We start from the raw sequence: 13141 nt of genomic DNA on the forward strand, positions 1-13141 counted from the left end.
AAGGGTCCCGTTCGAAGCCCTTTGCACCGGACCGCACGTTCCTCGGGAAAAATGATCACCATGGGTATCAGAACCGTCTCCGCCTTTGCTTTGCTCGCCGCTCTGATCGGGGTCATCGTGCTGCGGAGCGATGGAGCGAAAACGAGGGACGCCTCGGCGGCATCCTCGGTTGCCGCCGAGGCAGCCGACGGCGTTCCCCGTCGCATCCTTCCGGGATCCGTGACGGCCATGGACTGGCTGGCAGCGCTCGGGGTCGAGCCTGAGCGCTGTGTCGCAGTGCCCGTCCAGGCGGAGCGCTGGTCCACGATCCGGCTCGACCCTGAGGCATGGGCCGCGCGGCCGCGCTACGAGCGGCTCACGAGCGAGGTCGCCCTCGGGTTTCAGCCCGATCTCGTGCTCGTCTCCTCCACCTCCAGCGAAGCCGCGGTCAAGCGGATCCGAATGAGCGACGCGACCGTCATCGAAGTTCCCGAACCCACGACCTGGGACGGGCTGCTCGCCGCGGGCGAAGCGATGGCGGACGCAGTCGGTGCTGGCGAGGCGGGCGAGCGCTTGATCGCCTCACTGGAAGCGAGACGGGTCGCGCTCGGCTCGCGGGGCGCCCGAAGGCTCCGCGTGTTGCCCTACGCGAACTACGGCGGCGGTGGGTCGACCTCGGGGAAGGGCACGACCCTGGACCTGGCGCTGGAGCTGGCGGGCTTCGTCAACGTCGCGGTGGAGTCGGGCATCCAGGGCTACGGCAACCTGACGTTCGAGCAAATCCTCGCGCTGGAGTTCGACGCGGTGCTGGCGCTGGGCGACGAGGACATGGGGACCAGCGAGAGCGCGGAGTCCCTAGTGAACGCCGGCGCCCTGGCCTCGGTCGCGCCGATTCAGGCGAGGCGATTCATCGTCCTGCCGGAGGCGCTCCATGCGTCCGGCTCGGTTTCGATCGTCGATGCCGCGGAAGAGATCGCCCGTCAGGGCGACGCGCTCAGCGAGTGAGAATCGGGACCGGGCCGGAGGCGGTCGGCTCTTCCTTCAGCACCAGGTCGTAGGCTCGGGGCCCCAGGTGGTCGAAGACCCCGAACTCCGCGGCGGCTTGCTTGACGAGCCGTTCGCCATACTTCCTGTTGCGCGTGACGAAGCGCGCCTCTTGCGAAACGAGCCATCGCCCCTTCGGCAATCGAGGCAGAAAGAGACGGCCTGTCTCGTCGATCCAGGCCGTGTGCTCGAGCACGCCCTGGTCCGTTTCCGTGCGCTCCAGGGTCACCCGAAAGCCTCCTGTACTCACGCTGCCGGACGCGTCCCGTAGCTGCAGATCGACGGACGGCGCGTCTGCGTAGATGTCCTGGACCTCGATCAGAGCGCCCGGTCGCACCTCGATCCCCGTGGCGAGCGTACGCTCGCCGCCGGTGTGGCTCACCATGAGGGAGAGGTGCTTCGTCTCTCCAGGCGACCGAAACCGGAGGCCGCGGATGCGCCACCGCCCTGATTCGTCGATGAAGAACTTGGCGTGTCCGACGCCCGCGCCCTTCCATGGCTCCAACGTGGCGTCCGTCCATTCCGCTTGCTCGAGGGCACCCTTCGTACTCCCGGACACGCTCCTCTGTCTCGGCCGCACCTCCTCGAGGCTCTCACCTTCGACCACACGCAGTTCCGGCGGAACGGGCCCATGGTCTCCCTGAACCGAGTCCTGAACGAGTTGCCCGTACAGACGTGCGTCCTCGGGCAGCTCGACGCACACGCTCTCCCGCTCCGCGTCGGTCGGCGACGGCACCTCCACCTGACCATGTCCCTGGGCGGATACCACGTACGACCCGTCCGCCAGCCAGGGAACGCTCGCGAATCCCTTGGCGTCCGTCCGTGCATCGACGGGCGCCCAGTCCCGTGGCCTGAACTTCGGCTCGAACCGGATGCGGGCGCCCGAGAGCGGCAGCCCGGAGGGATAGGAGACCACCTGGATCTTCACCGGGAGCGTCGAACGGTAGCTTGAGAGATCCACGACGACCGTTCGGCGCTCGCCTGGCGGAGGAGTCGTCACGGCCTGCCGGACCTCTGCCGCGGTGCCCCGCGCCCTCACGACGATCTCCACAGCGGTGCCGGGCATCACGTCGAGCTGGGTACGCCCGCGACGGTCGGTGCGAGCGGCGTCGCCGCTGATCGGCTCGTCCCCCACGCGAACGCTGACATCCGCGCCGGGCACAGGTCTCCTACCCGACTTGACCCGAACGCTGAGCCGACTGGAATCGTCGGCCACATCGAGCGCGGCGGCCGCGCGGGAGACACTCAGCGATTCACGCGCACCCGGCTCCACGGAATCGGCAAGGACGGACGCGAGCGCCGTGCCCGCGGGCTTCGCTCGTTCTGCCGCGTGAGCCTCGCCCGTTCGAGCGACGACCGTCACGGACAGATCCTCCGGTCCCGAGCGCCACGCGGCGCCCACGACCAGCACCACCAGCACTATCGCCGAAAGCACAAGGAGCGCTCTTGGCGATTGCACCCACTTCATCCCCTTGAGCCTAATGGGCCGCCGAAGAACACGCTACAAAGGGATTTTTCCACCACGTCTATCCAGCTCGATGCCGACCCAGCCCCAGCGACTCCTTCAACTGGCCACCGAACTCCAGCGGCTCGAGCCATGGTCCCAGGTGGGCGAAAGCTCCGTCTTCCTCGTGAAGGTCCCGGGGCATGCTCGCCCATTCGCGGTGACCGTCTTCGGCGACACGGTCGACGTGAAGGGGATCGAGGTTTCCCTGGAGCCGCAGGGGTTCCGTCGCCTCGCGAAACTCCACGATCCCGAAGCCTCCGACGATGAGATCGAGTCGTTCCGGCCGGGAAGCGCGCTGAGCCTCGTTTTCCTGCCGCCAGGGCAGATCCAGCCGGAATTCCGCAAGGTCTGGAAGGCGGCCGCGTTCCGCCCGAGCGGGGGACGACCCGCACCGCAGTTCGCCGCGACCGATGCCGGCGGTGAGATCCGCCCGATCAAACGCAGCGAGGGCACGATCCTCGGCTACTGCGCACACGCGGTCGTCGAGGCGCTCTCCTCCGGCAGGCTCTTCCCGCCGAACCTGGCCGACGGGGACGAAGCGGCCCTTCTCCTGATCGTCCCGGGCGACGATCCCGAGGCCTTCGAAGATCCAGAGCTTCCCGAAGTGGAAGTGGACGTCGTCGACTGGCCGGACGCGAACGGCGATCTGCCAGCCCCCTACGCCGTCGCGCGCGACGTCATCGCGGCTGCGGAGGCGCTTCCGCGGGAGAAGAGCCTCCTCGCCATCAGCAGCTTCCGCTCGGAGGGCCGGGACGAGCCGAAGGTGGCTGCTGACGCACACGTCCTGCTTCTTCACGATCCGAAGGGCCAGCGCCTCGTCGCTTCCGAGATCGAGGACGACGACGACGAGGGGCAGCCACTGGAAGCCGTTCTGCTTCGACTCTTCGAAGCACATGGACACATCCCGGAGGGCCTCATGATGGAGAGCGCCCGCCTCGCGCTCGTCGCCTTCCCGCTCTGCCGCGCGCTCGGGATTCACCCACACCTCGGTGACTTCGCTGGCTCTCTGGCGCACCAGGTCGATGACGAAACGCGGGACCACGGAGGCACGCCGCGCGCCCGACTCGCCAACACGCTCCGTGCACTCGATGCGATCGGAGGCGAGAACATGCCGATGAACTTCCCGTCGCAGCTGATGAGCGAAGACGACTGGGAAGCGGCCTTTCGCTATACGGGTGCGAACCTCGTGATCGATGCCGAGCAGACGGGCGCCTTGACGGAGGCGACGGAGCGCTACTGGGGCGGCGCGCGGGGCCAAGCCCGGGTTCTCGAGCTGATGGCCTCGATGGGCGCCATGCAGGCGTTCCTCGGCTACGCGCTCGAAGATCACGTCTTCACGGGCAACGGACGCACGGTGCTGGACGACTACCTCGAGGAAGCGCGCCGGTCCGGGAAACTCGGTGAGGCGGAAATCTCCGCGCTGGAATGCAGAAGAAACGCCGTCGTCTCGCTGTTCGAACTCTCCGGCGATGGCCACACAGCGACCGACCTCCTCGACGGAAGGAATTTTCCCGTCGAGATCGATCTCGACGATGCGGGTCGGTTCAGCGGCCACTCCCTGTTGATGCGACACTACGAGCTCGGAGACTACCATGCGTTCTCCATGGCCGGATTTCCCTCGATCGCCGAAAGACGCGAGGACCAGCGGTCACGGATCGCCAAGGCGCTGGGCGCAAGTCCTTCCCATGAACTCCTGCGATCCAAAGGCGCCGCGCTCGGTGCCATCTGGCTACAGTCCGTGCCGCAACTGGAGGCGGCCCTCCAACGAATCAAATGAGGCTCGATAGTAGGTCGGATTCGTGCCCCTCCCTCGCCCCACGCCCACCTTGTCGTATCCGTCACGACCCATGAACGCGGAACAGGTCACGAAGCCTTCCTTGAAACAGCTGGCCGGATGGCCGCTGCTCATCCTCCTCATGGGCCTGATGCTCGCGGTGGGCGTGGGAACGATCCTGCGCGCCCAGGCCACTCTCCGCGACCTCAGTACCGTGATTTCCGACACCTACGTGACGGAGCTGAAGTTCGAGCGCGCGGTAGGGTTCGGCGGACTCATCCACGACTTCAAGAACGCCGTACTCAGGCCTTCCGAGCCGGGTTACCTGGAAGCAGCTTCGAAGGATGCTCAGCTCGCCCTCGACCGTGCCCTCGAGCTGGAGGAAAAGAGCCAGGCGCTGGGATTGGGGGCCGGGTGGAAGCACACCCGTGCGATGGTGGAAGCCTATACAGAACGCCTGGACGAGGTGAGGGAACTCGCGCGGCAAGGGCTGACCGCCGAGGCCATCGACCAACGTGTGCGCTTCGATGACTCTGCTGCGCTCGAGGAGCTGAAGGCCTCACGTGAGACGCTCACGGAAGCAGTCCACCAGCGGATGGTCGCTGCAAGCCGGACGACCCTGAGCACAGCCTCCCTGCTGGGACTCAGCCTGCTCGCGTTCCTCGCGATCGGAACGGCCAACTCCATGGCGCGGAGAAACAACGCCGAGCTCGAGGCCTCCCACGAGGCGCTACTCAAGAGTCATGAGGCCAAGTCCCGCGCGAACGCCGCGCTGCAGCAGTTCGCCGGTATCGCGTCCCACGACCTGGCCAAGCCGATCCGGCACGTGCAGTTCTTCTGCGAGCTCATCGCGGATGAACCGGGCAACGAGGTTCACACGATGGAGCAGGTGGCCCTGATCGAAAAGGAGACCGCCAGCATGAACCATCTGATTCGCCGTCTCCTGGAATTCACCAGAGATGGGTTCCAGGTCGTGCGGGCGGAGGTGCTGGACGCGAAAGTGGTCGTGGCGCAGGTCCTCGGCTCCATGGCGCAGGAGATCTCCGAAGCAGAGGCGACGATCACGGTCGACGAGCTGAGCGCTTGCTACGCGGACCGCGAGCTCCTGAAGCGTGTGTTCACGAATCTCATCGATAACTCGCTGAAGTACAGGCACGCCGGCAGCTCTCCTGAGATTCGAATCTCCTCCAGCTCGACCGATGCCTGGACGGAGTTCTCCATCACGGACAACGGAATCGGGGTGGAAGCAGCGTATGCCGCGCAGATCTTCGAGCCGATGCAAAGACTGCATGGCCCCCAGAGCGAATACGCCGGATTTGGACTCGGCCTCGCACTTGTCAGGGCCATCGTCGATGGCCACGGGGGGTCGGTTCAAGTGGACACCAGCTATGAGAGCGGGTGCCGGTTCGTCGTTCGCCTACCCTCCGCGAAGCAGGCGGCGCGGCTCCCGTCCTGAAGGCTGAAGGTGGTGACAGCCCGGCTCGGCGTCGCTACTGAATGGCACGAGGCATCGGAAACAGGACGGCGTCCGCGTACTCGCGGAGCAGCTGTCCCACCTTGGCTCCGGCCTTGGGATTGGCCGTCTTCGGCAAGTAACCGGCCACGTGGGATCGGTACGCGTTCTCGACGTCTTTCGGATCGATCGACGTCGTCAAGATGAAGACGATGGTCGATTCGAGCGCCTTGTCAGCGCGGACAGCGCTGAGGAACTCATGCCCGTTCAGGAGCGGCATGTTGATGTCGAGGAGAACCATCAGCGGCCCGGCTCGATCGGACACGAGCTGACGCAGCTGAGCGAGTCCATCCGCCCCGTTGACGGCGCGCTGGACGGTGATCGGAATCTCCCCCGGGACCTTCCGAAACATCCGCGTCACTGCCATCGCATCGATGTCGTCATCTTCCACGAGCAGTACGGTCAAAGGCTGACTCGAAGTCGTTGTGGCTGTCATGGCGCGATGTAAGGAGCAAGGGAAAGAGCAGGCAGGATGTGATCGACGCGACCCCCCCCTGCTCGCTGGAGCGAACACCCGAGAGTTTACCAGCGACCTACTCCCTGACTGAGATTCGGATGAAATTCGAGGCAGGGCTCGCTTTTGCTCTCTGGCGCGAGATTCGCCGCTTCGTTGCGTCACTGCCCAGGTCTTCCTCGATTGGCCACGTCGAGCGCGGCGGTCCCGTCTCCCCAACTATCTCCCATGATCACCCCCGTGGCCCTCGCGATCGCGCTATGAACCCTTCTCGGGCCAGGTCGTCCGCCGCTGGCCCAACGCGAGGAACTCGCATTTCTCGCCGCGGGCGCGGATGTCACATGGGAAGCGCCGTCTGCCAGCTGGCCAGTCGATGACGAACGGTCAGGGGTGCTGCGATACGGCCCGGCCGGTGAGCGCTTCCAGGGACCGCTCACCGGAGCCCTGATCGGCGCCCTGATCGGCGCCCGCCTCGAAGTGCCGGACCAGCAGCACCTCGTCACGTCGCGAGCCGAGCGTATCGTTGACGCCTGGTCCGGATCATTCAGAGCGCAAGACGCGCGAAGTAGAGCCTTTCCGGGTCGACCCGACCGTGGCCGGCCTTCGCATCGGCGAAGTATTCGACCGCGTGGCCGATACCGTCCGTGGAACCCTGGGAACTCAGGTAGGAAAAACCGATGCGCTCACCGGCCACTTCTACCCAGCCAAGAAAGAGAACGCTGTGCCCCGACGGCCTGTCCTTCTTGCGCCAGAGCTGAGCGAAGTCCCCCGCCATCGCTTCATCGGCCTTCACCTCCTCGCCGACTCCCAGCTGCTGGACCGCGAGCGCGCACTGCTTCAGGGCCTCCTCCTCCACGCCCGTCGCACCGAACCAGACCTTCTGGAAGCGGCGCAGATCCGCTGCGCTCTTCTTCTTGAGCGCACCGGCGTCGGTCAGCGCCTTCATCGCCACGGCGAACGTCCAGCCGCAGCAGTACGTCCCCTTCGCGGAGCCCTGGAGGATCGTTTCACCCTCATGCTCCACGGGAGCGGGGCACCCGGACGAGGACCAGCTCTTGTCGTAGCCTCCTCCGCGCCCAAAGGACTCGGCCGCGGCGAGGATGGCCGCCGCGCGCTCGAGATCCTTCGCCTTCCCGGCACCGGAAGGCCCTTTGACCCACGGGCTCCCCGTGGCGCGATGTAACGTGAGCGCGCCGACAAGGCCCGAGGCTCTCAGCATGTTCCTGCGGTTCATGGACCCCATCGTACGTCGACTCCTTCGTTCCGGGGATTCGCCGGCGGCGCGGCCTGATCAGCGCAGTTCGCGCCGAAGGAGCCCGCGCTCGACCCGCGAGTCCCGACCGTTGATCTCGGCAAGTTGAAACAGATCCATCGCGCGCTCGAGATTGCGCTCGACGCCGCGTCCATCGCGGACCAGCTCGGCCAGATGGAAGAGCACGTCGCCGTCCTCTTCGTGGGCCACGCAGGTCTCGAGGATCTGCACCGCGCGCGCGGGATCCCGGGGGATATCCTGTGCGCCCTCGAGCCAGCGCTCGGCCAGCCAGAGCGCCGCGTGGGCATTGCCCTTCTCGGCCGCGGCCACGAGCAGCTCGACCCCACGTTGCGCATCGCGCGGCACCTCATCGCCGCCGAGCGTCGCAAAGCCGACGTTCGCCACGGCGTAGGGATCACCGAGTTCCATCGCGCGCTGGTACAGGCTCAACGCGTGAGCGCGGTCCAGTTCAACGAACTTGCCGTACCAGGCGAGCACGCCGAGGTAGGTGAGCGCTGGCGCGTAGCCGCGATCGGCCGCGCTCTGCATCCAGGTGAGGCCCGCTTCGACATCTTGATCGAGTCCAGGCCCGTCGATCAGTCGATCGGCCAGATCGTGGGCGACCTCGGGGTCGTCCTCCGCCAGCTCTTCGAGCAGCCCCCGTGCACGAACGGGATCGGGTTCACAGCCGGTGCCGTCGACGAGCGCGAACGCCAGCCAGACCCGCGAGCCCGCGTGACCCATCTCTGCCGCCTCCTCGCGAAGCGCGTAGGCGCGCTCGGAGTCCACCTTGACACCCTCGCCGTTCTGGTAGCAGATCGCGAGATTCGCGATCGCCGTGGCGTCCCCGTGCTCGGCGCCGCGGCGATACCAGTACAGCATCTTCTTGAGGTCGCGCTCGACGCCCTCACCGAAGCGATGCCGATACCCGAGCGTGACCATGGCGGCGCCGTCGCCGGCTTCGGCGGCGATGCGAGCCCATTTCAAGGACTCGGCCTCGTCCCTGAACTCGTCCTCGTAGAGCTCCGAGAGGATGCCCGCGCAGGCGGCATCCTCATGGCGGTCCCAGCCCTCGCGGAGGAGTCGGACCGCGCGCTCGATGTCCCGGTGGGCCTCGGCTCTCTCGTCGCAGAGCACCTGCGCGAGATCCGCATGCACGTCATCGGCGCCGCGTCCGAGCGCCTTCTCGTACCACTCGATCGCCAGCCCCAGATCCTCGGGGCAGCCCAGACCACCGTGGTAGCAGCGCCCGAGGGCGCCCATCGCTTCCACGTGCCCGACTTCGGCAGCCTTGGAAAGCCACCGGAAGGCGGTGGCCGGGCTCTCGGGCACGCCCGTTCCCTCCGAGTAACGGAGTGCCAGGTCGAACTGGGCCTCGGGGTCGCCGTCGCGCGCGCGCGTGCGCAGGATTTCGACGTCGATGTGGGTCATGATGAAGCGTGTTCCCGCCCGTCCGAGAAACGTGGCGCCGGCTGAGGCCGGTTCGCGCGCACGTTTCTGCTGGTGAGCGCCGATATCCTAGTGGGCATCCCCAGGGATCCCAGCCTCTGCTGCAACGAACTCCTCGTCGGGGCCAAAAGTCGCTCCATTTATGATGTCAGGACAGCCTCGGAATCGCGAAGGAGCCGCCCAGGGCGGGTCCAGAAAGAGCCCCACGGCGCTCTGCGTGGGCTGCTGTCATCTCTATTCGACCTGGAAGCCCGCGCGCCCAAGGGGCTGCCGGCTATTCGGCTTCGAGTCCCAGGGCTGGCCTTGCGATGCGGTGTACCGCTCCTCCGGAGCCATCTGTGAAGGAAAAGAAGACGTCCGACCCCGCAAGGAGAAAGGGCTGGACGCCCCCCCACCGGGACCGGGTTCAGGCAAGCTTTACGGCTGAGAGACTGTCTTTTTCGAAGTCGAGGTCGTGGCCCCGCGGGGTCCTGGACCGCTAGGCTTGCGCAGCATGACCACTGAAAAGCTCACCGCCGGGCACAACCTGACCTCGCTGCAGACGTTTCTTCTCAGCGAGGAGGCCAAGCACCCCCACGCGACCGGCGCCTACACGATGGTGCTCTCGGCGCTGTCGCTCGCCTCGAAGTTCATCGCTGCGCGGTGTCGCCGTGCGGGCCTGGAAGACGTGCTGGGCTCCATGAACTCCGAGAACGTCCAGGGCGAGAACCAGCAGAAGCTCGACGTCATCGCCAATGAAGCGCTGATCCGCGCGCTCGGCTCGCGCCCTGGCGTCGCGGTGATCGCGTCGGAGGAGGACGAGGAGCCCATCGTCCTCTCCCGCGACACGTCGGGCGATCGACCCTACGTCGTCCTCTTCGACCCGCTCGACGGTTCGTCGAACCTCGACGTCTGTGGCGGCATCGGCACGATCTTCAGCATCCTTCAGCACGACCGTCGCACCTCCCGCGTGGAGGACTCGGCGCTGCAGCCGGGTGTCCGCCAGGTCGGCGCCGGCTACGTGCTCTACGGACCGTCGACGGTCTTCGTGCTCACGACCGGGAAAGGAGTGCAGATGTTCGTGCTCGATCCCGCGATCGGTTCGTTCCTGCTCGTGAACGACGACGTGCGCATACCCGAGTCGAACAAGATGTACTCCATGAACTCCGCCAACCTTGGCGAGTGTGACGAGGCCTACCGCGACTACGTGGACTGGGCCAACGGGGAGGGCTACTCCATGCGCTACGTCGGCACGATGGTCGCGGACGTCCACCGGACGCTGATGAAGGGCGGCGTGTTCCTCTACCCGCCGACGAAGAAGTCGCCGAAGGGCAAGCTCCGTCTCATGTACGAGGCCAACCCGATGGCGATGCTCATCGAGCAGGCAGGAGGGAAGGCCTACTCCGGCACGCAGCGCACGATGGAGATCCAGCCCGATGCCGTGCACCAGCGCGTGCCGGTGATCCTCGGAAGCCCGAACGAAGTGGATCACGTGCTTCGCTTCGTGTCCAAGTAGCGCAGCGCTACGCCGGACGGTCCGGCAGCTGGGCGAAACGCTGCGTCCCGGCGCGATAGCCTAGCTGTTCGGTAAGAGCGTCGAGATCCGGGCGTTTGACGCCCTTCCATGCGAGATTCTCGGGCGACGTCGCGGTGAGCGGCGCCTCCAGGGAACAGGTGGCGAGCTCCCTCGATAAGAACGCGAGGTCTCTATGCTCCTCCAGCTTCGCGCCCAGCGTCTTGGCTCCACGGAGGGGGACCTCCTTGACCCGTCCCAGGTCTTCGTAGATCGCCTCGAGGTTCTCGAAGTGCTCCAGCAGCGCGGTGGCCGTCTTGGGACCGACACCTCGCACACCGGGGATGTCGTCGACGCTGTCCCCCGCCAGACCGAGGAGATCGCGGATCTGATGCGGGTGCACGCCGAACTTCGCTCTCACTTCTGCGGGTCCAAGCCTGGCTCCCTTCGCAAAGTCGTAGAACGAAGTGCGGTCGTCGACGAGCTGCGTCAGGTCCTTGTCCGCGGTGACCACGGCGAAGGCCTCGAACGAATCGTCGAAGCGCGCCCGCGCCGTCGCCACGAGATCGTCCGCCTCGTAGCGACCATCGATGCAGGTGAAGCAGCCGAGCGCGTCGGCCAGCCGATAGCACGCTTCGAGCTGGGCGACGAGGGCCTCGTCCGGCAGCTCGCGGCTCGACTTGTAAGCGGGGAAGATGTCGTTGCGAAAACTCGTCGTGAGGCTTCCGTCGAACGCGACGAGCACGTGGGTCGGCGACTCGTCGGCCAGGAGCTTGCCCAGGAAGTCGGCGAAGCCGCGCGCGGCGTTCGCTGGCCGGCCGTCCCGGTCCTTCATCGAAGACGGCAACGAGTAGAACGCCCTGAAGATGTAGGGGCTCGCGTCGATGAGATAGAGCGGGCCTGCGTGCTTGGCGCGTGAGTCGCTCGGGCTGGCGTCTGGGTTCGGCATCGTGGCCGTCCAGCTTAGCCTTCGCCTGCCCGGGCGTCGGGGCCAGGCGTCGGGTTCAGGCCGAGCGACGCCCGAGAGCGTCCCAGGTGTAGTTCTCGAGACGCTCGTGGATGCCGGGCAAACTGGGATCCAGCTCGGCCGCGAGGGTGAGGTGCCGCACCGCGTCCGAGTACTGGGTCTGCGCATGCAGCACGACGGCAAGATGGTGGTGCGCCTGCGGCAGCATCGGCTCGACCCGCAGGACGGAGCGCAGCCGCTCCTCGGCGGCGACGTAGTTTCCGGCGAGGTGAAGATCGACTGCCCGGCGCAGGTCGGTCAAGAGGGCCCTGTACGAGTGGCGATGAGCGGCTCGGGCTGCAGACGTGCTGGGATCCTGCGACCGCTGCGGAGAAGGTGAAGAGGTCATGGTCGAACAGGGGCGATGGGGACGGGCGAACTCGGCAGTCCGACCGCCGATGATCCCGGGGAGGAATGCGGCCGCCGAACCTGTCCCGTATCGACATGCCTTTCAGGAAGCTTGAGGGCCCGATGGGGAGAACCCGAAGGGCCGCGGCGTTCCGCTTCTGCAAGCGTGGTGCTGAGCGCAGGCAAATGCCCTTGGGACTCCCGGGAAGCGATATCCTCTGGGGCGATTCACCCGTTCCGCTCTCATCGCTGATGACTTCATGATCGCCACGCTCTGCGTCACGTTCCTCATGGCCCCTGGGGGGCCGGTCGCCTCTCCTTGGAGCCCACCCGAATTGGCCTCCGACGCCCGATCGCTCTACATGGCGAACTGCGCCAGCTGCCACGGCGAGACCGGTGACGGCAAGGGCACGGCGGACCTGGACCGGCCGGCCCGTAGCTTCCTCGATGGAGGCTATTCGTACGGCAACACGGAGAAAGCCGTCGTGCGGTCGATCGTGCACGGCATCCCCGGAACGCCGATGCCCGCCTTCGGTGAGACCCTGGCCGAAGATCAGATCCAGGCGCTCGCGAACTACGTGATCGCGCTCGGGCCCCCTGGAACCGTGGTGGCGCCGGGGTCGAGTGTTCTTTCCGTGGGCGAGCGCCCACTGGTCGTGCATGGAATGATGCCGGCACTCGCGGAGGGTGGCCGCCGCGAACCACGCAGCCTCGTCGTCGGCTTCCCGAACGGAACGACCTTCCAGTACCGAGCGCAGACCGGGGAGCTCCAGGCGATCCGCCAGGGCGACTTCCTCGACCGGCGCGACTGGGGCGGCCGAGGTGGCACCGAGCTCCAGCCCCTCGGGCAGGTGACCTGGAAACCGGAGCCCATCGAAGGCGGCAGCAACGGCCAGTTCAACGCCATGAACGGCGACACGCCGCTACGCCGCTCCTTCAAGGGCTCGCGGGTGGCGGACAACCAGGTCTGGCTGAACTTCGACCTGGTTGACGCGGACGGCAAGGACGTCGGTGGCGGCCAGGAGTTCATCACCTTCCTGATGGTCGATGGCGTTCCGGTGGCGATGCGCTCCTGCCTCGCGAACGGGAGCGCCAAGGGCCTCCGCATCGACGTCTCCGGCGGTGAACCCGTCACCGAACTCACCTTCCCCGACTCCGACCCCGCCGTACCCACTTTCACCGTGACCAGGCCTTGCCCTGGCCTCTTCGCCATGACCTTCGAGAACGGGACTCCCGTCTTCGTACACGCCGCCGAGTGGACCGAATCCCTGGAGAGCGCGATTCGCGCTGACATCACGGGCGCAACCCGGGGAGACCGCTGAT

At 66.6% G+C, this 13141-nt stretch carries 11 protein-coding genes; 5 read left to right on the plus strand and 6 right to left on the minus strand.

The window, feature by feature from the left end:
- Positions 1-60: 60 nt before the first annotated feature.
- Entirely contained in the window at positions 61-984 is a 924-nt protein-coding gene (locus Poly30_RS23950) for an ABC transporter substrate-binding protein (protein WP_419190588.1), read from the plus strand.
- Here the strand turns inward: Poly30_RS23950 and Poly30_RS23955 are convergent.
- Positions 974-2491, minus strand: coding sequence for a collagen binding domain-containing protein (locus tag Poly30_RS23955; RefSeq protein ID WP_145203533.1), 1518 nt, complete (start codon positions 2489-2491; stop codon positions 974-976). The two genes, Poly30_RS23950 and Poly30_RS23955, sit on opposite strands and share 11 nt — an antisense overlap.
- Positions 2492-2561: 70 nt before the next feature.
- On the opposite strand from Poly30_RS23955, the gene Poly30_RS23960 reads away from it, so the two are divergent.
- Both Poly30_RS23960 and Poly30_RS23965 read left to right on the plus strand, forming a co-directional pair.
- The gene (locus tag Poly30_RS23960) at positions 2562-4307 is read left to right on the plus strand and encodes a DUF7309 domain-containing protein (RefSeq protein WP_145203536.1); all 1746 of its coding nucleotides are present in this window, start codon (positions 2562-2564) and stop codon (positions 4305-4307) included.
- A 70-nt stretch (positions 4308-4377) separates the two neighbouring features.
- Complete coding sequence (locus tag Poly30_RS23965; RefSeq protein WP_145203539.1) at positions 4378-5760, plus strand: sensor histidine kinase; 1383 nt, start codon at positions 4378-4380, stop codon at positions 5758-5760.
- A gap of 34 nt (positions 5761-5794) precedes the next feature.
- On the opposite strand, the gene Poly30_RS23970 is transcribed toward Poly30_RS23965, so the two are convergent.
- The 3 genes from Poly30_RS23970 to Poly30_RS23980 form a co-directional block, all read right to left on the minus strand.
- Entirely contained in the window at positions 5795-6253 is a 459-nt protein-coding gene (locus Poly30_RS23970; RefSeq protein ID WP_145203542.1) for a response regulator, read from the minus strand.
- A 562-nt stretch (positions 6254-6815) separates the two neighbouring features.
- The gene (locus Poly30_RS23975) at positions 6816-7505 is read right to left on the minus strand and encodes a hypothetical protein (protein WP_145203545.1); all 690 of its coding nucleotides are present in this window, start codon (positions 7503-7505) and stop codon (positions 6816-6818) included.
- 57 nt (positions 7506-7562) lie between these two features.
- Positions 7563-8954, minus strand: a complete 1392-nt coding sequence (locus Poly30_RS23980; RefSeq protein ID WP_145203548.1) for a tetratricopeptide repeat protein — start codon at positions 8952-8954, stop codon at positions 7563-7565.
- 511 nt (positions 8955-9465) lie between these two features.
- On the opposite strand from Poly30_RS23980, the gene fbp reads away from it, so the two are divergent.
- Complete coding sequence (gene fbp / locus Poly30_RS23990; protein WP_145203551.1) at positions 9466-10467, plus strand: class 1 fructose-bisphosphatase; 1002 nt, start codon at positions 9466-9468, stop codon at positions 10465-10467.
- A gap of 7 nt (positions 10468-10474) precedes the next feature.
- On the opposite strand, the gene Poly30_RS23995 is transcribed toward fbp, so the two are convergent.
- Together Poly30_RS23995 and Poly30_RS28865 are read right to left on the minus strand one after the other, a co-directional pair.
- Positions 10475-11413: a 5'-3' exonuclease gene (locus tag Poly30_RS23995; protein ID WP_419190589.1), complete on the minus strand. Its 939-nt coding sequence runs from the start codon at positions 11411-11413 to the stop codon at positions 10475-10477.
- Between the two features lie 55 nt (positions 11414-11468).
- Positions 11469-11732 (minus strand): hypothetical protein, encoded by a 264-nt coding sequence (locus Poly30_RS28865; RefSeq protein WP_419190590.1) that lies wholly within the window; start codon positions 11730-11732, stop codon positions 11469-11471.
- Positions 11733-12078: 346 nt separating this feature from the next.
- Between Poly30_RS28865 and Poly30_RS24000 the strand changes: the two genes are divergently transcribed.
- Positions 12079-13140 carry a c-type cytochrome gene (locus Poly30_RS24000; RefSeq protein WP_145203558.1) on the plus strand — a complete coding sequence of 354 codons (1062 nt, stop codon included), beginning with the start codon at positions 12079-12081 and terminating at the stop codon, positions 13138-13140.
- The last annotated feature ends 1 nt before the right edge of the window (position 13141 follow it).

The sequence above is a fragment of the Saltatorellus ferox genome, from assembly GCA_007751475.1.
GTDB lineage: Bacteria > Planctomycetota > UBA1135 > UBA1135.

What these genes read in the sequence shown, in the direction of transcription:
- Poly30_RS23950 (WP_419190588.1), top strand. Translation starts at nt 61, where the DNA reads ATGGGTATCAGAACCGTCTCCGCCTTTGCTTTGCTCGCCGCTCTGATC.
- Poly30_RS23955 (WP_145203533.1), bottom strand. Translation starts at nt 2,491, where the DNA reads ATGAAGTGGGTGCAATCGCCAAGAGCGCTCCTTGTGCTTTCGGCGATA.
- Poly30_RS23960 (WP_145203536.1), top strand. Translation starts at nt 2,562, where the DNA reads ATGCCGACCCAGCCCCAGCGACTCCTTCAACTGGCCACCGAACTCCAG.
- Poly30_RS23965 (WP_145203539.1), top strand. Translation starts at nt 4,378, where the DNA reads ATGAACGCGGAACAGGTCACGAAGCCTTCCTTGAAACAGCTGGCCGGA.
- Poly30_RS23970 (WP_145203542.1), bottom strand. Translation starts at nt 6,253, where the DNA reads ATGACAGCCACAACGACTTCGAGTCAGCCTTTGACCGTACTGCTCGTG.
- Poly30_RS23975 (WP_145203545.1), bottom strand. Translation starts at nt 7,505, where the DNA reads ATGAACCGCAGGAACATGCTGAGAGCCTCGGGCCTTGTCGGCGCGCTC.
- Poly30_RS23980 (WP_145203548.1), bottom strand. Translation starts at nt 8,954, where the DNA reads ATGACCCACATCGACGTCGAAATCCTGCGCACGCGCGCGCGCGACGGC.
- fbp (WP_145203551.1), top strand. Translation starts at nt 9,466, where the DNA reads ATGACCACTGAAAAGCTCACCGCCGGGCACAACCTGACCTCGCTGCAG.
- Poly30_RS23995 (WP_419190589.1), bottom strand. Translation starts at nt 11,413, where the DNA reads ATGCCGAACCCAGACGCCAGCCCGAGCGACTCACGCGCCAAGCACGCA.
- Poly30_RS24000 (WP_145203558.1), top strand. Translation starts at nt 12,079, where the DNA reads ATGATCGCCACGCTCTGCGTCACGTTCCTCATGGCCCCTGGGGGGCCG.